This is a genomic window from Streptomyces sp. NPDC021019 (assembly GCF_044333295.1).
In the GTDB taxonomy this organism is placed as follows: domain Bacteria; phylum Actinomycetota; class Actinomycetes; order Streptomycetales; family Streptomycetaceae; genus Streptomyces.
Genome location: NZ_JBIRQR010000001.1, coordinates 527,945 through 544,990, shown reverse-complemented (window position 1 = coordinate 544,990; position 17,046 = coordinate 527,945). Strand labels below are relative to the sequence as shown.

General features: G+C 72.2%; 16 protein-coding genes. 6 read left to right on the top strand and 10 right to left on the bottom strand.

Translation table 11 applies throughout. From position 1 onward, the window contains the following. Window positions 1-279 precede the first annotated feature (279 nt). Both dnaN and ACH4RG_RS02480 read left to right on the top strand, forming a co-directional pair. The gene (gene dnaN, locus ACH4RG_RS02485) at window positions 280-1,419 is read left to right on the top strand and encodes a DNA polymerase III subunit beta (protein ID WP_398538993.1); all 1,140 of its coding nucleotides are present in this window, start codon (window positions 280-282) and stop codon (window positions 1,417-1,419) included. Window positions 1,420-1,500: 81 nt separating this feature from the next. Then, window positions 1,501-2,238 (top strand): hypothetical protein, encoded by a 738-nt coding sequence (locus tag ACH4RG_RS02480; RefSeq protein ID WP_398538992.1) that lies wholly within the window; start codon window positions 1,501-1,503, stop codon window positions 2,236-2,238. A gap of 117 nt (window positions 2,239-2,355) precedes the next feature. Here ACH4RG_RS02480 and ACH4RG_RS02475 read toward each other — a convergent pair whose 3' ends face one another. Together ACH4RG_RS02475 and ACH4RG_RS02470 are read right to left on the bottom strand one after the other, a co-directional pair. Beyond that, window positions 2,356-3,237, bottom strand: a complete 882-nt coding sequence (locus ACH4RG_RS02475) for a glycoside hydrolase family 19 protein (protein ID WP_397918411.1) — start codon at window positions 3,235-3,237, stop codon at window positions 2,356-2,358. A 292-nt stretch (window positions 3,238-3,529) separates the two neighbouring features. Next, on the bottom strand, window positions 3,530-4,414 hold the full coding sequence (locus ACH4RG_RS02470) for a glycoside hydrolase family 19 protein (protein WP_398539383.1): 885 nt from the start codon (window positions 4,412-4,414) through the stop codon (window positions 3,530-3,532). A gap of 230 nt (window positions 4,415-4,644) precedes the next feature. On the opposite strand from ACH4RG_RS02470, the gene ACH4RG_RS02465 reads away from it, so the two are divergent. After that, entirely contained in the window at window positions 4,645-6,096 is a 1,452-nt protein-coding gene (locus ACH4RG_RS02465) for an MFS transporter (RefSeq protein WP_398538991.1), read from the top strand. Between the two features lie 78 nt (window positions 6,097-6,174). Here the strand turns inward: ACH4RG_RS02465 and ACH4RG_RS02460 are convergent, their stop codons facing one another. Continuing rightward, window positions 6,175-7,458, bottom strand: coding sequence for an adenylosuccinate synthase (locus ACH4RG_RS02460; RefSeq protein WP_384329106.1), 1,284 nt, complete (start codon window positions 7,456-7,458; stop codon window positions 6,175-6,177). Window positions 7,459-7,644: 186 nt separating this feature from the next. Here ACH4RG_RS02460 and ACH4RG_RS02455 point away from each other — a divergent pair, with 186 nt between their 5' ends. The 3 genes from ACH4RG_RS02455 (at window position 7,645) to ACH4RG_RS02445 (ending at window position 9,266) form a co-directional block, all read left to right on the top strand. Next, complete coding sequence (locus tag ACH4RG_RS02455) at window positions 7,645-8,526, top strand: diacylglycerol kinase (RefSeq protein ID WP_398538990.1); 882 nt, start codon at window positions 7,645-7,647, stop codon at window positions 8,524-8,526. Between the two features lie 33 nt (window positions 8,527-8,559). Further along, window positions 8,560-8,832 carry a DUF1876 domain-containing protein gene (locus tag ACH4RG_RS02450; RefSeq protein WP_397918414.1) on the top strand — a complete coding sequence of 91 codons (273 nt, stop codon included), beginning with the start codon at window positions 8,560-8,562 and terminating at the stop codon, window positions 8,830-8,832. A gap of 92 nt (window positions 8,833-8,924) precedes the next feature. Further along, the gene (locus ACH4RG_RS02445; protein ID WP_398538989.1) at window positions 8,925-9,266 is read left to right on the top strand and encodes a hypothetical protein; all 342 of its coding nucleotides are present in this window, start codon (window positions 8,925-8,927) and stop codon (window positions 9,264-9,266) included. A gap of 76 nt (window positions 9,267-9,342) precedes the next feature. Here ACH4RG_RS02445 and ACH4RG_RS02440 read toward each other — a convergent pair whose 3' ends face one another. The 7 genes from ACH4RG_RS02440 to ACH4RG_RS02410 form a co-directional block, all read right to left on the bottom strand. Then, entirely contained in the window at window positions 9,343-10,548 is a 1,206-nt protein-coding gene (locus ACH4RG_RS02440) for a cytochrome P450 (RefSeq protein ID WP_397927470.1), read from the bottom strand. 187 nt (window positions 10,549-10,735) lie between these two features. Next, window positions 10,736-11,404 carry a response regulator transcription factor gene (locus ACH4RG_RS02435; protein ID WP_018961803.1) on the bottom strand — a complete coding sequence of 223 codons (669 nt, stop codon included), beginning with the start codon at window positions 11,402-11,404 and terminating at the stop codon, window positions 10,736-10,738. Next, complete coding sequence (locus tag ACH4RG_RS02430) at window positions 11,401-12,747, bottom strand: sensor histidine kinase (RefSeq protein WP_397918417.1); 1,347 nt, start codon at window positions 12,745-12,747, stop codon at window positions 11,401-11,403. Before ACH4RG_RS02430 ends, ACH4RG_RS02435 begins: the two co-directional genes overlap by 4 nt. Before the next feature lie 129 nt (window positions 12,748-12,876). Continuing rightward, window positions 12,877-13,704, bottom strand: coding sequence for an NAD(P)H-binding protein (locus tag ACH4RG_RS02425; protein ID WP_397918418.1), 828 nt, complete (start codon window positions 13,702-13,704; stop codon window positions 12,877-12,879). 106 nt (window positions 13,705-13,810) lie between these two features. Next, window positions 13,811-14,719: an alpha/beta hydrolase gene (locus ACH4RG_RS02420; protein ID WP_397918419.1), complete on the bottom strand. Its 909-nt coding sequence runs from the start codon at window positions 14,717-14,719 to the stop codon at window positions 13,811-13,813. 122 nt (window positions 14,720-14,841) lie between these two features. Next, entirely contained in the window at window positions 14,842-16,107 is a 1,266-nt protein-coding gene (gene kynU, locus ACH4RG_RS02415) for a kynureninase (protein ID WP_398538988.1), read from the bottom strand. Beyond that, a complete protein-coding gene (locus tag ACH4RG_RS02410) occupies window positions 16,100-16,948 on the bottom strand; it encodes a tryptophan 2,3-dioxygenase family protein (RefSeq protein WP_397918421.1) in 849 nt (282 codons plus the stop codon). Before ACH4RG_RS02410 ends, kynU begins: the two co-directional genes overlap by 8 nt. Window positions 16,949-17,046: the final 98 nt, after the last annotated feature.

Genomic DNA, 17,046 nt, shown 5'->3' with positions numbered 1-17,046 from the left:
CCCGGTGGCCGCCCCACTGGGCGCATTGAATCTCCCGTCTCCCTACCCTGCGTTCTAAGGTCCGAACGTGTTCCAGCCCGTCGGGGGACGGCCCCGGAACAGGGGGCGCGGGCGTACGGGGCACGGGGGAGTTCGGCGGCAGCGGCTCACGGGGGTGGTCGCTGTCGCCGGCTCCCGCCCGAGCCGATCGTCAGTCGTGTTGTCAGTGGTGCCTCCTATCGTCGTCGTCATGGGAGCCGGCCTCCGGCTCCGGCTTTCGACGTGCCAGGAGAGGCTCCCATGGAGTTCCGTATCGAACGCAGTGCCCTGACCGACGCCGTGTCCTGGGCGGCTCGTGTGCTGCCCGTGCGCTCGCCCGTCCCCGTGCTGGGCGGGCTGCTGCTGGACACGGAGGCCAGGGGCGAGGGCGGGGGCGGGGCAGGTGGCGGGCCGCTGAGGATCTCCGGGCTCGACTACGAGGCGTCCGCGCGCATCGACGTGGACGCCGAGGTCGTGCGGCCCGGGAAGGTGCTCGTCATGGGGCGGCGGCTGCTGGACATCTGCAAGGTGCTGCCCGAAGGACCCGTGGAGTGCTCGGTGGAGGGCTCGCGGTTCACGGTGTCGGGCGACGGGGCCCGGTTCGGCCTCTCCGTGCTGCCGCTGGACGACTACCCCGCTCTGCCCCCGCTCCCGCAGGTCCGGGGCGCGGTGGACGCGGGGCTGTTCGCGGCGGCCGTGGGCGATGTGGCGGTGGCCGCGGGGCGCGACGACACGCTGCCCGCGCTCACCGGGATCCGGGTGGGGCTCGACGGCGACACGATGACGCTCGCCGCGACCGACCGGTACCGCTTCGCCGTGCGGACCCTCCCGTGGAAGGCGACCACGCCCGGCGAGACCGCCGACGTCATCGTCTCCGCCCGCCGCCTCACCGAGATCGCCCGCTCACTGGGCCGGTCCGGGCTCGTGAGGGTCGCTCTGGACGCCGGTTCGGCGGGCTTCGAGCACTCCGGGATGCGGACCACGGTGCGGCTGCTGGAAGGCCGGCTGCCGCGCCACGAGAAGCTGTTCGCGATGGCGGACCCGGCGGTCGCGGTGGTGGACCGGGTCCGGCTGACGGAGGCCGTCAAGCGGGTCTCCGTCGTCGCCGACGGCGACAGCCCGGTGCAGATGGCCTTCGCCCGCTCCGACGCCTCCGTGACTCTCCGCGCGGGCTACGAGGACGACGTGGCGTCCCAGCGGCTGCCGGCCACCCTGGAGGGGGCCGAGGAGCTGACCGTGGCCTTCAACCCCGGCTATCTGGCGGACGCCCTGGCCTCCTTCACGGAGCCGTCCCTGCGGCTCCTGCTGATGGGGGCCGGGCAGCGCGCGATGATCACGGACCAGGCGGGCACGGACGTCCACCGGCACCTGCTGATGTCGGTGAAACCGCAGTTGGCGTGAGTGCGCGAGAGGTCATCAACCTCGCTATGTTCAAAGGCCGTTGAGAGACACGCGGAGTCGCACGGAGTCACGGGGGCATACATGAACGGGCAGGAGCTGTTCGCGCGGGTTCTCCGGGCGGCGTTGATGGTGTTCCAGCCGAAGCGGGCCGACCGGATCGTCGACGAGACGATCACCGCACTCCAGGTGGCCCGTTCCCTCGTCGGCGCGGTCGCCGTCATCTGGATCACCATCGCCTACTGGGGAACGGCGGACGACCCGCTGCGGGCGAAGTTCGAAGAACTGGCCCTGGCCGCCACGATCCTGGTCTTCGCCGTGCCGGTGATCCTGTTCGTCTTCATACTGGCCGCCGAAGGCGCTCACCGGGGCCTCTACCTGAGCCGGATCGCGGGCCCGCTCATGGCCGTGGGCACCCTGGCGGGCGTCTACTACCTGGCCTTCGTGGTCAGCCCCGCCATCGGGCGCACCGCCGTCGAGGACTTCGACATCGTGCCGATGCTGCTGACCATGCTGGTGCTCCTGCCGTCCTACGGCGTGGCCGCCCTGTTCCTGATCATCGGCACGGCGTTCGCGGTCGTGACCGTCTTCCGCCTCTCCGACGTCCACGAGACACTGCCCCCGCTGGTCTCGCCGTTCCTGGTGTGGACGCTCTTCGTCATCCAGCTCGCCGATCCGCCGATGTCCGGCATCCCGGTGCTGCTCCGCATCCTCTTCCTCGTCGGCCCGCCGCTCTCCGTCACCGCACTGTCCTACGCGGAGCTGCGCCAACTGCGCCTGCACCACGGGGTCACGCTCCGGACGGCGCTGAACCGCACCTGAATCCGGACGCCGGAACGGGGGTGCACCCGGCGTGAGCCGGACGCACCCCCGTTCCGGGTGGGGTCCTCAGGGGTCCCTCCGCAGCCCGCACGGGCGGGTGAGGGGCGGTGGGAGCGGTCAGCAGCTCAGGTTCGGACCGGTGGTGGTGCCGAGGATCTGGGTGAACTGCGTGAACTTGTTGATGCGGCTCTGGACCTGCGCCGGGTTGCCGCCGTTGCACTCCAGGGCGCCGTTGATCGAGCGGATCGTCTCGCCGAAGCCGGCGTTGTTGACGATGGCGTTGTGCGGGGTCATGGTGCCGGGGCCGTTCTGGGTGTTCCAGTACCAGAGGCCGGTCTTCCACGCCACGGCCGGGTCCTGCTCCACCAGGTACGGGTTGGCCAGCAGGTTGATGCCCAGGGCGTCACCGGCGGCCTTGTAGTTGAAGTTCCAGCTCAGCTGGATCGGGCCGCGGCCGTAGTAGGCGGCCTGGCCGGCCGGGCAGCCGTACGACTGCGTGGTGTCGCAGTAGTGCGGGTAGTTCGCCTCGTTGACTTCCTTGATGTAGAACAGCCCGCCGGTCTCGTGGCTGACGTTGGCGAGGAAGGCCGCGGCCTCGCGCTTCTTCACCTCGTCGCTGCCGGTGTTGGCGAAGGCCGGGAAGGCGCTCAGGGCGTCGGTGAGGCCCTTGTACGTGTAGAAGGCGTTCCGGTTCGGGAACATCTGGTTGAACTGGGCCTCGCTGACGACGAAGCCGTTCTCGCCCGGGTTCTCGCCGCCGGTGCCGCAGGCGCCCTTGTCGGCCCAGACGTCCGACGTGCCCGGACGCTCGTTCTGGGTCCACCACTTCGCGGTGTAGTTGCGGCCGTTGTACGAGACCGCGCCGCCGTTCGTGTAGACGGAGGAGGAGCTCCAGGCCGTGGCGCAGGTGGCGGCCTGCGCGGTGGTGGCGGGAAGAACGACGAGCGCCGCGACGATCGCGGCGAGCGCGACCAGCAGACTCATGACACGTCGGATCACGTGATCACACTCCTTGGACGCGGCGCGACGTCCGGCCTGCGCCGCAGTGGGGGTGCCGACACTCAAGCGAGGATGGTCTGGACCTGTCAAGGTCTAGACCATCCTCGAAGAAGGTGCCGGTCCCACCGGTTTCGGCCGCCGCAGCACGCGGCGATCGCGTCAAGAGTGCCCTCAACAGCCGCTATTGCGGGAGGAGTCCGTCCGGAGCCCCCGCGAACGGGAACGGAACCGAAGGTAAAATCTTCCGGCCCGCCCAGCATGCGGACGGTTCCGGACGACAGTCCCGAGGGGCTCAGCAGGTGAGCCCGGCCCCCGGGGCCACTCCGACGATGCCGGTGACGCGCTCGTACCGCTCCACCCGTGCGGCCACCGACCCCGGGTTGCCGCCGTCGCACTCCAGGGCCCCGTTGAGCGAGCGGATCGTCTCACCGAAGCCGGCGCCGCCGACCATCGCGTCGTGGGACGTCATGGTGCCGGGGCCGTTCTGGGTGTTCCAGTACCAGAGGGCGGTGGCCCAGGCGACGGACGGGTCCCGCTCGACCAGCCAGGGATCGTTCAGCAGGTCGAGCCCGAGGGCGTCCCCGGCGGCCTTGTAGTTGAAGTTCCAGCTGAACATGATCGGCCCGCGCCCGTAGTACGCCTCGCGCCCCGCCGGGCAGCCGAAGGGCTGGGTGTCGTCGCACTTGCGCCAGTAGTTGGCCTCGTTGATCTCCTTGACGTACTTCAGCCCCACCGACTCGAAGTCCGCGTGCGTCAGGAACGCCGCCGCCTCCCGGGCCCGCGTCTGCGGCGTACCGACGTTGGCGAAGCGCGGATAGGCGTGCAGCGCGTCGATCAGGCCCTGGTACGTGTAGAAGGGGTCGCGGTCCGGGAAGATCGCGTCGAACCGCTGCTCGCTGATGACGAAGTCGGACACCCCTCCCGTACAGGCGCCCCGGTCCGACCAGGCGGACCCGGCCCCCGGGTTCTCGCCCCGCGTCCACCACTTGGCGCTCCAGTTGCGCCCGTGATGGGAGACGGTGTCCCCGGCACGGTAGTCGGCCGAGGCGCTGTGGAGCGGCGCGCAGGAACCGTCGGCGGGGGTGGCGGCCGACGCGGCGGGGGCCGCCGTCACGAGAGCGGCGGCGAGGGCGACCAGGGCCGCCGGGACGGTCAGGAGCCTCTTGGCACGAACGATGCGATCGATGCGGTTCAGGACTGCTCACTCCTTCGGCGCGGCACACCGAGCGCCCCGGCAGGCCGACATGACGGGCCACCACCCAAGCCCGCCTGGTCTGGACCTGTCAAGGTCTGGACCAGGCGGGCGGGGACCGCGCCCGCCCCGGCGCGGGCTGAATACCCGCCCCGGGTATATGGCCGGTCGACCCATTGCGGCGACTGAAGCCCCCTCCGTAGCGTCACAGGGTGATGACCGCACACCCCCGCCGACAGGCCGCACTCGTCGTTCTCTGCTTCGTCCAGTTCATGCTGGTGCTGGACGACACCGTCGTGAACGTCGCCCTCCCCAGCATCAGGAGCGACCTCGGCTTCAGCACCACGGACCTGACCTGGGTCGCCAACGCGTACTTCCTCGCCTTCGGCGGACTGCTGCTGCTCTTCGGCCGCCTCGGCGACCTGATCGGCCGCCGCCGGGTCTTCCTCTGGGGCGTGACCCTGTTCGGCGCCGCGAGCCTGCTCTGCGGACTCGCCCAGGAACCCTGGCAGCTCGTGGCCGGACGGTTCGCCCAGGGGGCGGGCGCGGCCATGGCCAGCCCGGCGGCCCTGGCGCTGATCACCCTGCTCTTCCCCGGCCGCGAGGAGCGCGCCAAGGCTCTCGGCATCTGGGGTGCCATCGCCGGTCTGGGCGGCACCACCGGGGTGGTGATCTCCGGGGCGCTCACCGGGCTGGCGTCCTGGCGCTGGATCTTCCTGATCAATCTGCCCGTCGCCGCCCTGGCCCTGGCGCTCCTGCCCCGCCTGGTCGGCGAGAGCCGCACCGACCGCCCCACCCGGCTGGACGTCCCGGGCGCGCTGCTGGGCACCGGCGCCGTCGTCTCCCTGGTCTACGCCCTGCTCCAGACCGAGCAGGGGGGCTGGAGCGACCCGACGGTCGTGTCGCCGCTGCTGCTCGGCATCGCCCTGGGAGCCCTCTTCCTCCTGGTCGAGGCGCGCACGACGGATCCGCTCATCCCGCTGTCCTTCCTCTCCGTCCGGATCCGCGCGGTCTCCAACGCCGCGGGCCTGCTCTTCGCCGCCGCCTTCTTCTCCCTCTCCTTCCTGCTGATGCTGCATCTGCAGACGGTGCTGGGATACGGACCGCTCAAGGCCGGCTTCGGCTTTCTGCCCTACGGCGCGGGCATCCTCACCGGCGTCTGGTGTTCCTCCCGGGTGGTGGTCGGGCTCGGCCTGCGGTGGGCGCTGGCGCTGGCGTTCCTGATCAGCGCGGGCGGACTCCTGCTGCTCTCCGGGGTGTCGCCGAACGACAGCTACGCGATCGGCGTACTGCCCGGCATGCTGGTCGTGAGCTTCGGCTCCGGCCTCGGGTTCCCCGCCCTCGCCATCGCCGGGGTCTCCGGCACCGACGAGGAGAACGCCGGCCTCGGCTCGGCGGTCCTCAGCTCGGTGCAGCAGATCGGCGGCGCCGTGGGACTGGCCGTCCTGGTCTCCGTCGCCACCCGGCGCAGCGAGGAGCTGACCGGTTCCGTCGGTCCGCTGCGCGCGGCGACGGAGGGGTTCTCCCTGACGCTCACCATCGCCGCCGGGCTGCTCGTTCTCGGCGCCGCGCTCATCGCCGTACTGCTCGCCAAGGACCGCGCGGCACAGCCGGAGTCCGCCGCGCGGGAGCCGGCACCGGAACCGGGGCAGCACAGAGCGGGGTAGCGCGTGAACGCGAACGGCGGGGGGGGGGGGGGGGGGGCCCCCCCCCCCCCCCCCGCCGCGGTGTTACTCGCCCGTTCCCTACAGGAACGAGTTGATCTCGATGGTCTCGGTCCGGCCGGGACCGACGCCGATCGCGGAGATCGGAGCGCCCGACATCTCCTCCAGGGCCTTCACGTAACCCTGCGCGTTCTTCGGCAGGTCGGCGAAGGTCTTGGCCTTCGTGATGTCCTCGGACCAACCCGGCAGGTTCTCGTAGATCGGCTTCGCGTGGTGGAAGTCGGTCTGGTTGTACGGGAGTTCCTCGACGCGCTTGCCGTCGATCTCGTACGCCACGCAGACCGGGATCTGCTCCCAGCCGGTGAGGACGTCCAGCTTGGTGAGGAAGAAGTCGGTCAGGCCGTTGACCCGGGTCGCATACCGCGCGATCGGGGCGTCGAACCAGCCGCAGCGGCGGTCACGGCCGGTGGTGACACCGCGCTCGCCGCCGATGCGCCGCAGCGCCTCGCCGTCCTCGTCGTGCAGCTCCGTCGGGAACGGACCGGCCCCGACCCGCGTCGTATAGGCCTTGAGGATGCCGATGACGCGGCTGATCTTCGTCGGGCCCACGCCGGCGCCGGTGCAGGCACCGCCCGCCGTCGGGTTCGACGAGGTGACGAAGGGGTACGTGCCGTGGTCGACGTCGAGCAGGGTGCCCTGGCCGCCCTCGAAGAGGACGACCTTGCCCTCGTCGATGGCGTCGTTCAGGATCAGGGTCGTGTCGGCGACGAACGGCTTGATCTGCTCCGCGTACTGGAGCATGTCCTCGACGACCTTGCCGGCCTCGATGGCCCGGCGGTTGAAGACCTTGGCCAGGAGCTGGTTCTTCTGCTCCAGGGCCGCCTCCACCTTCTGCTCCAGGATCGACTCGTCGTAGAGGTCCTGGACGCGGATCCCCACCCGGTTGATCTTGTCGGCGTACGTCGGACCGATCCCCCGGCCCGTGGTGCCGATCTTGCGCTTCCCCAGGAAGCGCTCGGTCACCTTGTCGAGCGTGACGTTGTACGGAGTGATCAAATGAGCGTTGCCGCTGATCAGAAGCTTGGACGTGTCGACGCCTCGCTCGTTCAGACCGCTCAGCTCGGAGAGCAGGACCGCCGGGTCGACCACGACACCGTTCCCGATGACCGGGGTACACCCCGGCGACAGGATTCCGGAGGGGAGGAGATGCAGTGCGTACTTCTGGTCGCCCACGACGACCGTGTGACCGGCGTTGTTACCGCCTTGGTATCGCACGACATAGTCCACGGATCCACCGAGGAGGTCGGTGGCCTTCCCCTTGCCCTCGTCACCCCACTGAGCACCGAGCAGCACAAGTGCGGGCACAGGCGTACACCCCTTCCGGGCGGGGCATGTCCAAGGTCAGGGGGCGTACGTAAAGGTCGTACCTGCCGCACGACGATGTGCGGCAAAGCCTGAGCCGTCGAACCGGGTGCCCCGGAATAGACGAAGCCCCTGGCGCAATAGCGCAAGGGGCTCTTGCACCAAGATGCTACCCGAGGAAGGACCGAGGTGTCGGCTGCAGAGCCCCCCGGCGACGGCGACGACCAGCTCCTGGTGGTCATCGACCCGGTCGCCCGCCGGACCGACGGCGAGTCCGTCCGTATCGCCAAGGACGTGCTGAGCGCCGGATCGCACGCCAAGATCTGCCTTCCGGACACCCCGGAGGAGTTCGCGCGGGCCCTGTCCCGGCGGGGTTCGCGCAGGCCCGTGGTGGTCGGCGACGATCACGCGCTGCTGCGCGCGGTGGCCCAGCTCCACCGCGAACGGGAGCTGGCCGACGGCGTCCTCTCCCTGATCCCCGTCGGCGCGGCGCACGCCCTGGAGGTGGCCCACGCCCTCGGCGTCCCCCGGGGCGCCGTGGCGGCCGCACGGACCGCGCTGGACGGCGCGGTGCGACGCCTGGACCTCCTGGTCGACGACAGCGACGGCGTCGTCCTCGGCCGCCTCCGCATCCCCGCCCCGGCGCCGCCGCCCGGCCCGACGGGCCCGCACACGGGCGTCACGGCCGTCTGGGACACCTGCCGCTCGCTGATGACGTCCCTGGTCCGCCCGGCCCCGGTCGCCGCCGGCACGCACCCGGGCACGCACCGGCTGCGCGTCGAGGCGGACGGGGTGCTGCTGAGCGACCTGGACACGCCGGTACGGGGCGTCCAGGTGACCTCCCAGGGCGGCGGGGGCCTGGCCGACGTCGTCGTCCGCGCAGCCTCGGGCGAGGACGTCGCGGCGGAGGCCAAGGCGGTCACGGTCTCCGGCGCGGACTTCCGCTACCGGGCGGACATACGGACCGGGGGGCCGGTGCGCACCCGGACCTGGACGGTCCGGGCGGGCGCCTGGGGGCTGATGCTGCCGGGCCCGGCGAGCGCGGCCGGGGCAGCGGGCGCACGCTGGTAGAAGACGGCCCGAGACGTCCCGGAGGTGACCGTCATGACCAGGATCGCTGTCGGATGGCACATCGACCTCGCATTCGAGGAGGACACCCACCGCACCCGCGCGGCGGCGCTCGTCCGCCTCTCCGACGGAACAGAGGTACGCGCCCACGGCTACGCCAGCCGCCATCCCTCGGACGCCGACCAGCAGCGGGTCGGCGAGGAGATCGCGGGGGCCAGAGCGCTCAACGAACTGGCGATGAAACTGCTGACCAAGGCGCACGACGAGATCGACGAGGCGTCGGGCAGGTCGTCGTACCCGCTGACCTGATACCGGGGCTCCGCCCGGGCCCCCGCTCCTCGATCGCCGGAGCGGCTGAGGCCGCCGGAACCGCGCCCGCGCCCCGGCGCGTCCCCCCGGGCATGGAGATCCAGAACTCGCGGCGGGAAGCCCTCGTCGGAACCGCCGGCTGTCTGACCGCCTTCGCCGGAGCGCTCGTGGGCATCGTGCTCTGGGCCCCGCACGGCAAGGGCGGCCTCCTCGACGGCTTCGAGGGCACCTCCAACTGGAACGTGCTCTGGGTCGGGCTGCCCCTCATGATCCTCGGCGGGATCGCGGCGGCCCTGGCCGTGTTCTTCCTGGTCCGGGGTGACTGGAAGCGGGCGATCGGCCTCGTCGCGGCCATCGCCGCCCTCTTCGCGGTCGGCGTCGGCGTGGACGCGCTGGCCGGAGCGCCGAGGCCGGAGTGCTACGACCCCTGCTGAGGGCGGGAGCCGCAGGAGCCGCAGGAGCCGCAGGAGCCGCAGGAGCCGCAGGAGCCGCAGGAGCCGCAGAAACGCGCTACACCTCCGCCCGCAGCTCCTTCAGCCCCCGGATCACATACCCCGGCTGCCATTCGGGCTCGGCCGTCATCCGCAGGGCCGGTGCCTTGCGGAGCAGCTCCCCGAAGGAGGCGGCCAGCTCAATTCGGGCCAGCGGGGCGCCCAGGCAGAAGTGGATGCCCGCGCCGAAGGTGATGTGCGGGTTGTCCTCCCGGGACAGGTCCAGCGTGTCCGGGCGCGCGAACCGCTCCGGGTCCCGGTTGGCCGAGCCGAACAGCAGCGCAACCTCCGCGCCCCGCCCGATCACCTGGCCGTCGATCTCGATGTCGTCGAGCACCCAGCGCTCGAACATCTGCAACGGGGTGTCGTAGCGCAGCAGTTCCTCGACAGCGGTGGGCAGCAGCGTGGGGTCGGCGCGCAGGGCGGCCAGCTGCTCCGGGTGGTGGAAGAGCGTGCGCCAGCCGTTGACGGTGGAGTTCACCGTCGCCTCGTGGCCCGCGTTCAGCAGGAGCACGCAGGTCGAGATCATCTCCTGCTCGGTCAGCCGCTCGCCCTCGTCGTGGGCGGCGATGAGCGCCGAGATCAGGTCCTCCCCGGGGTCGGCGCGCCGCTCGGCGATGAGCCCGCGCAGATACGCGGAGAAGTCGACGGAGGCCCGGACGGCGGCCTCGGCCGTCTCCTCGGACGGATGCAGCTCGAACATCCCGCAGATCGCCGCCGACCACGGCCGCAGCAGCCCCCGGTCCGCCTCCGGAACGCCCAGCATCTCCGCGATCACGGCGACCGGCAGCGGCTCCGCGACCTCCGCGAGAAGGTCCCCGCCGCCCTTGGCCACGAAGGCGTCGACCAGCTCGGCCGCCAGCCGCCGTACGGTCGGGGCGAGGTTCTCGACCGTACGCGGGGTGAACGCCTTGGAGATCAGCCGCCGGATCCGGGGATGGTCGGGGGCCTCCAGATCGAGGATGCCCTGCCCGTTGAGCGTGGTGAACGGCTCGTGCGCGGCGGGCGGCGGGGTCCGGCCGAACTCCTCGTGGCTGAAGCGGTGCAGATACGTCCGGCCGAGGCGGCGGTCGCGCAGCAGGGCCGACACGTCGGAGTGGTGCGGGATCAGCCACTGCCCCGTCGGCTCGAACCAGTGCGCCCGGCCGGCGGCGCGCAGCGCGGTGTAGGCGGGGTAGGGATCGGCGACGAACGCGGGCGACCAGGGATCGAAGGACACGTGCATGACCCGACGCTACCCGCGCCCGCCGCCACCGCAAGGGGTGATCCCTGCCCGGCCGCCCTCCCCAGGACTCCCCGGGCCTCCCCCGCACCGCCCGCCGCCGTCGCGACAGGCGCGCCGGGCCGGGCCTCCCCGGGTCCGCCCGGACAGGGAGCCGGAGCAGGGAGCGGGCCGGAGCAGGGAGCGGGGGCTAACCCGGCGTCACCAGCCGCGCCTCGTAAGCGAACACCGCCGCCTGGGTCCGGTCGCGCAGCCCCAGCTTCACCAGGATGCGGCTGACGTGCGTCTTGATCGTGGACTCGGCGACGATCAGATGCGAGGCGATCTCCGCGTTGGAGAGCCCCTGCGCGATCAGGACGAGCACCTCCGTCTCGCGTTCGGTGAGATCGCCGATCCGGGCCAGGGCGGGCGGGCGCGGGGTCTCCGCGAGCTTGGAGAACTCGGTGATCAGCCGCCGGGTCACCGTCGGGGCGAGCAGCGCCTCACCCGAGGCCACCACCCGTACCCCGTCGGCGAGCTGCCGGGCGGACGCGTCCTTGAGGAGGAAGCCCGAGGCCCCGGCCCGCAGCGCCTGGTAGACGTACTCGTCGAGGTCGAAGGTCGTCAGCACCAGCACCTTCGCGTCGGCGTCCCGCGCGACGATCTCGCGGGTCGCCTCGATGCCGTTCATCTCCGGCATGCGGATGTCCATCAGGACCACGTCCGGGCGGAGGGCGGCGACCTGGGCGAGGGCCTGGCGCCCGTCGACCGCCTCGCCGACGACGGTGATCCCCGGCATCGCGTTGAGCAGGACCGAGAAACCCTCGCGGACCATCATCTGGTCGTCGACGATCAGGACCCGGATGTCGGTGTCGCTCATGCGCCGCCGTCCCTCTCGACGACGACCGTGTCCCCGGCGCCCGTCGCGTCCGCCGTGGAGCCGGCCGTCTCCCGTGGCTCCGGCCCGTCCGACAGCGGTACGGGGAGGAACACGGCGATCTCGTACCCGCCGTCCTCCGTCGCCCCGGCCGTCATCTCGCCGTTGAGCATCGCGACCCGCTCCCGCATCCCGGTGATCCCGTGCCCGGCCCCCGGCGAGGGCTTGACCAGGCCGCGCGGGGGCCCGTTGACCACGCGCAGCCCGAGCCCGCCGAGGACATAGCCGAGCTCGACCCGGGCGGAGGCGCCCGGCGCGTGCCGAAGGCTGTTGCTCAGGGCCTCCTGGACGATCCGGTACGCCGACAGCTCGACGCCCTGCGGCAGCTCGCGGACGGCCCCGGTGATCACCTTCTCCGTCTCCAGGCCCGTCTCGCGGACGTTGTCCAGGAGCCCGTCGAGCGCGGCGAGGGTGGGCTGCGGGGCGTCGGGGGCCTCGTAGTCCTCCGCCCGGACGACCCCGAGGACGCGGCGCAGCTCGGTGAGGGCGGCCACCGCGTTCTCCCGGATGGTGACGAAGGCCTGCTCCAGCTCCGGCGGCGGGTTCTCGACCCGGTAGGGGGCGGCCTCGGCCTGGATCGCGACGACCGACATGTGGTGGGCCACCACGTCGTGCAGCTCCCGGGCGATGGTGGTGCGCTCCTCCAGCAGGGTGCGCCGGTCGCGCTCGACGGCGGTGACGGTGCGCTGCACGGTGACCTCGCGCTCGGCGTCGCGCCGGATCTGGACCACGGCGACGACGAGCAGTGCGAAGGCGGACAGCGTCGCCAGGGGCGCGGTGATCGACGGGTCGCCGCCCTCCACCAGTACCCCGAACAGCAGGGTCAGCAGCCACATCAAGGCGGCCGTACGGGGCCGGGTCCGGGCGGCCACGACCACCAGGACCACCACTTGCGCCGCGAAGGTGCTCGGCCCCCACAGCTCGCTGCCCAGGATCCCGCAGAAGACGGTCGCCAGCATCGAGGCCCAGAAGGCGGCGACCGGCCTGATAAGGGTCATCGCGACCGGGATCGCGGGCACCACGCCCATCAGGAAGCGGTAGTCCCACTCCGCGAACCCGGCCATCATCACCAGGAAGGCGGCGAACAGCACCAGCGCGTGCGGGGTCCAGACGGTGGCCTTCCGCAGGCCCTCGGGCAGCCGCCGTATCAGCCGGCCGTCGGGGTTCAGCGGCGGCAGCGGACGGTAGGCGAGCACATCACGCATCAGATCGTTCCGCAGGCCGTCGATGGCCCCTGCGGCCGCCCGGAACTCCGGGCCACTGGTCTTCGTCTGGGTCTCGGTCACGCTTCCACGGTAGGCGGCGGCGGACGGCGGGTCGTCACCATCGCTACGGATTCCGGGGCGTCCGTCTCAAGGACTACCCGCCTCCGCCGTACCGCACCGAGGGCCGGAAAACCCCTGGTGGCAGCCTTGTCAGACCCCCGCGCGAAAGTGGTCCGCGTGCTCCTCGGCCCACTGCGCGAAGGTCCGGGCCGGCCGACCGGTGACCTTCTCCACCGTGTCGGTCACCGTCCGGCCCTCCGGCGGGGTGTCCCGGTAGACGTCGATCAGGAACGCGATCACGTCCTCCGCCATGCCCTGGCCCCGCCAGGTCTCCAGCGCCTGCTCCTCGGTCAGCTCGACCAGCTCCACGTCCGCGCCCCGAGCCGCCGCGACGGCCGCCGTCTTGTCGGCGACGGTCAGCGCCTGCGGCCCGGTGATCAGGTACTCCTGGCCGCCGTGGCCGTCCTCCGTGAGGGCCGCCGCCGCCACCGCCCCGATGTCCGCCTCGTGGACCATCGCGCTCAGCCGGCTCACGAAGGGCTCGCGCACCACGCCCTCGCTCCTGATGCCGGGCGCCCACTCCAGGGCGTTCGCCATGAACTCCACCGGCATCACGACGGCCCAGGCGAAGTCGCTCGCCCGCACCGCCGCCTCCATCGGGGTCTCCCCGCCACCGTGGAGCACGGTCACCCGGCGCACGCCGGCCTTCCGGGCCAGGGCGAGGATCTCCTCACCGGTCTCCAGCGGGGCGAAGAGCTCGCCGCCGAAGGTGATGAGGTGCAGCCCGCTCACCCCGTCCAGTGCGGGGCCCAGCGACGCCGGGTCCGTGAGGTCGCCGGCGACGACGTCGACCCCGTCCGGGAACTCCGCCCGCGCCGGGTCGCGGGTCAGGGCCCGGACGTGCTCGCCGCGCTCCAGCAGCTGCTCGACCACGCGGCGGCCGACCGTTCCCGTGGCTCCGGTCACCAGGATCGTCATGAGGTTCCCCTTCGTCGGTACCGGCTCCGTCCGAGCGGCAACAGAACCAACGTAGAGGTCCTTGCGGACACCTTCGGTCCGCAACTCGGTTCCCCGGCCGACCGGCTCACCAGGCGAGCTGGGTGATCTCCTCGGCCACGACGGCGCAGGCGTCGGCGGCCGGATCGACCAGCGGGAAGTGCCCGACGCCGCCGAGCAGCGTCAGCCCCACCATCTCGCCGGACCTGGCCGCCGCGTCGACGTACGCCTCGGAGACGGCCTGCGGGACGACGATGTCCTCGACGCCCTGCACGATCGCGGTGGCGATCCCGGTCGGCAGCAGCACCCCGGGGTCGGCCTGCGCCACCCGCTCTTCGAAGTCGGCCTCCCCGCCCAGGAATTGGGAGACCGCACCGCCGCACACCCCCAGTTCGACCGCCGCCGTGAAGTCCGCGATCGGGGCCAGGGCGACGACCCCGCGCAGCGGCGGCGGGGCGGGCAGCCGCCACGGCGACCCCTCAGGCAGGACGTGCCGCGCCGCCGCCCACAGGGCGAGGTGCCCGCCCGCCGAGTGCCCGGTGACCACGATCCGCCGCACATCGGCCCCGGGCAGCTCGCGGGCGGCCAGCACGGGCATCGCGTCCATCGCGGCGGCCACGTCGTCGAAGGTCTCCGGCCAGCGCCCCGCGACCGGGTCGGCGCCGCCCGGCCGGAAGCCGCCCCCGCCGCCGTCGCGCTGCTGCGGGATGTCGTCGCCGCCGCGCCGGTACTCGACGCTCGCCACGGCGAAGCCCCGGCGGGCCAGGAAGTCCGCGAACGGGGAGACATGGGCCCGGTCGTACGGGGCCCGCCAGGCGCCGCCGTGCAGGAGGACGACGAGCGGGGCGCCGGTGCGGCCGTCGCGCGGCGCGTAGAAGTCGACGACCTGGTCGGGGTGGTCCCCGTAGGCGGCGGACCGGTCGGGCGCGACCTCCGGATGCGCGAGCGCCGACTCCGTCTCGGCGACGTCCCGATCACGCGCGGCAGAATCCGACATGCTGCTCAACCGTCCTATGCCTGTGTCCCGTGCCTGTGTTCTCGCCCAACTGGGCTGACCTGCGGGGACGGTACCAGCACTCGGCACCGTCCCCGCCCGGTCGGACAGACAGTGACGGCCCGTCAGCCGACGGTGTCGTCGACGAGCACATCGGCGACCACATCGGCGTCCACCTCGGCAAGCACCTCGGCGAGAATCCGCGCCGCCCGTTCCGCGTCGGCGAACCCCACGTACAGCGGGGTGAAGCCGAACCGCAGCACGTCCGGCCGCCGCAGATCGCCGACGACGCCCCGTTCGATCAGCCGGCGCATCACGGGCTCGGCCCCGTCGCAGCGCAGGGCGACCTGGCTGCCGCGTTCGGCGTGCGCGGCCGGGGTGACGGAGGTGACCCGGCCCGCGGGGACGTACGACTCGACGCACTCCAGGAAGAAGTCCGTCAGGGCGAGGGACTTGGCCCGCACCACGTCGACGGAGACCCCGTCCCACACGTCCAGCGCCGCCTCCAGCGTCAGCATGGAGACGATGTCGGGCGTGCCGACCCGGCCCCGTACGGAACCGTCCGCGGGGGCGTAGCCCGGGGTCATGCCGAACGGGTCGGCGTGCGAGTTCCAGCCCGGCAGCGGCGAGTCGAAGGCGGCCTGGTGGCGCTCGGCGACATACAGGTACGCGGGCGAACCGGGGCCGCCGTTCAGGTACTTGTAGGTGCAGCCGACCGCGAGGTCCACCCCGTGCTCGTCCAGCCCGACGGGCAGCGCGCCGGCGCTGTGGCAGAGGTCCCACACCACGACCGCCCCCGCCGCGTGGACGGCGGCGGTCAGCCCCGGCAGGTCGTGCAGCCGGCCGGAACGGTAGTCGACGTGGTTGAGCAGCACGGCGGCGGTACGCGGCCCGAGCGCGGCCGGGACGTCGGCGGGAGCGACGGGCACGATCCGGTGGCCGGTGAGCCGGGCGGCGGACGAGGCGATGTACCCGTCCGTGGGAAAGGTCGTCGCGTCAACCAGGATCTCGTCGCGTCCCTCCCCCGCGAGCCGGCTCGCGGCGACGACGGCCTTGAAGACGTTCACGCTGGTCGAGTCACCGACGACGATCTGCCCGGCGGCGGCCCCGACGAGCGGGGCGATCCGGTCGCCGATCCGCTCGGGCGCGGTCCACCAGCCGCTCTCGTCCCAGGACCGGATGCGCAGCTCGCCCCACTGGCGGGTGAGAACGTCCTGGACGCGGGCGGGAACGTGGACGGGCAGCGCGCCCAGCGAGTTGCCGTCGAGGTAGACGCCGTCGTCGTCGAGGGCGAACAGCTTGCGCCGCGCGGCCAGCGGGTCGGCGGCGTCGAGGACGAGCGCCCGCTCACGGAGGTCCGTACCCGGGGCGGTGCGGGAGGCCTCAGACATGGCTGCGCGCCGTCCACAGCTCGGGGAACACGTTCTTCGTGGCGCGCTTCTCCAGCCAGGCCACTCCGGCGGAACCGCCGGTGCCGGTCTTGGAGCCCATCGCGCGCCGGGTGGCGACGAGGTGGTCGTTGCGCCAGCGCCAGACGAGCTCGCCGACGTCGGTGAGCAGCTCGCCGAGGCGCACCAGCTCGTCGTTCTGGTCGTCGGATGCGTAGATCTCCGCCCACACGGCCTCGACCTCGGGCGACGGCTCGTACCGCTGGGTCAGGTCCCGGCCGGTCACCGCCTCGGGGATCGCGTAGCCGCGCCGGGCCAGCAGGGCGAGGGTCTCGTCGTACAGACTGGGCTCCCCGAGCGCCTTCTCCAGCTCGGCGTACACGCGGGGCGCGCCCCGGTGCGGCACCAGCATGGAAGCGGACTTGTCGCCGAGCAGGAACTCCATCCGCCGGTACATCGCCGACTGGAACCCGGAGCCCTCTCCGAGGGACCCCCGGTAGGAGTTGAACTGGGCGGGGGTGAGTCCGGCCAGCGGCCGCCAGGACTCGTTGAGCGCCTCCAGCTCGCGCAGCGAACGCTTCAGCGCGTCGCGCGCGACGGGTATGCGGTCCTCGCGCAGGGCGCGGGTCGCGGTCTCCCACTCATGGACGATGACCGTGAACCACAGCTCCATGACCTGGGTCGTGACCAGGAAGACCATCTCGCCGGGATCGTCCGAGCGCAGCTGCTGGAGGTGGGTCAGGACATCCGCCTGGACATAGTCCTCGTACGGAGTCGTTCCCGCGAAGTCCAGGTGCGGGTTGTCCGCACCGGTGGCTTCGGGGTCGGGGTGATTCGTCGACATTTCTGTCTCCTCGACACGAGCTTCCGGGTAGCGGTCCGCCCCTTCCGTGAGGTGATGGAGCTCCGGTCCCCTGCTCGCATACTAAGCCGCTCCCTGCC

What these genes read in the sequence shown, in the direction of transcription:
- dnaN (WP_398538993.1), top strand. Translation starts at nt 280, where the DNA reads ATGGAGTTCCGTATCGAACGCAGTGCCCTGACCGACGCCGTGTCCTGG.
- ACH4RG_RS02480 (WP_398538992.1), top strand. Translation starts at nt 1,501, where the DNA reads ATGAACGGGCAGGAGCTGTTCGCGCGGGTTCTCCGGGCGGCGTTGATG.
- ACH4RG_RS02465 (WP_398538991.1), top strand. Translation starts at nt 4,645, where the DNA reads ATGACCGCACACCCCCGCCGACAGGCCGCACTCGTCGTTCTCTGCTTC.
- ACH4RG_RS02450 (WP_397918414.1), top strand. Translation starts at nt 8,560, where the DNA reads ATGACCAGGATCGCTGTCGGATGGCACATCGACCTCGCATTCGAGGAG.
- ACH4RG_RS02445 (WP_398538989.1), top strand. Translation starts at nt 8,925, where the DNA reads ATGGAGATCCAGAACTCGCGGCGGGAAGCCCTCGTCGGAACCGCCGGC.
- ACH4RG_RS02440 (WP_397927470.1), bottom strand. Translation starts at nt 10,548, where the DNA reads ATGCACGTGTCCTTCGATCCCTGGTCGCCCGCGTTCGTCGCCGATCCC.
- ACH4RG_RS02435 (WP_018961803.1), bottom strand. Translation starts at nt 11,404, where the DNA reads ATGAGCGACACCGACATCCGGGTCCTGATCGTCGACGACCAGATGATG.
- ACH4RG_RS02425 (WP_397918418.1), bottom strand. Translation starts at nt 13,704, where the DNA reads ATGACGATCCTGGTGACCGGAGCCACGGGAACGGTCGGCCGCCGCGTG.
- ACH4RG_RS02420 (WP_397918419.1), bottom strand. Translation starts at nt 14,719, where the DNA reads ATGTCGGATTCTGCCGCGCGTGATCGGGACGTCGCCGAGACGGAGTCG.
- kynU (WP_398538988.1), bottom strand. Translation starts at nt 16,107, where the DNA reads ATGTCTGAGGCCTCCCGCACCGCCCCGGGTACGGACCTCCGTGAGCGG.
- ACH4RG_RS02410 (WP_397918421.1), bottom strand. Translation starts at nt 16,948, where the DNA reads ATGTCGACGAATCACCCCGACCCCGAAGCCACCGGTGCGGACAACCCG.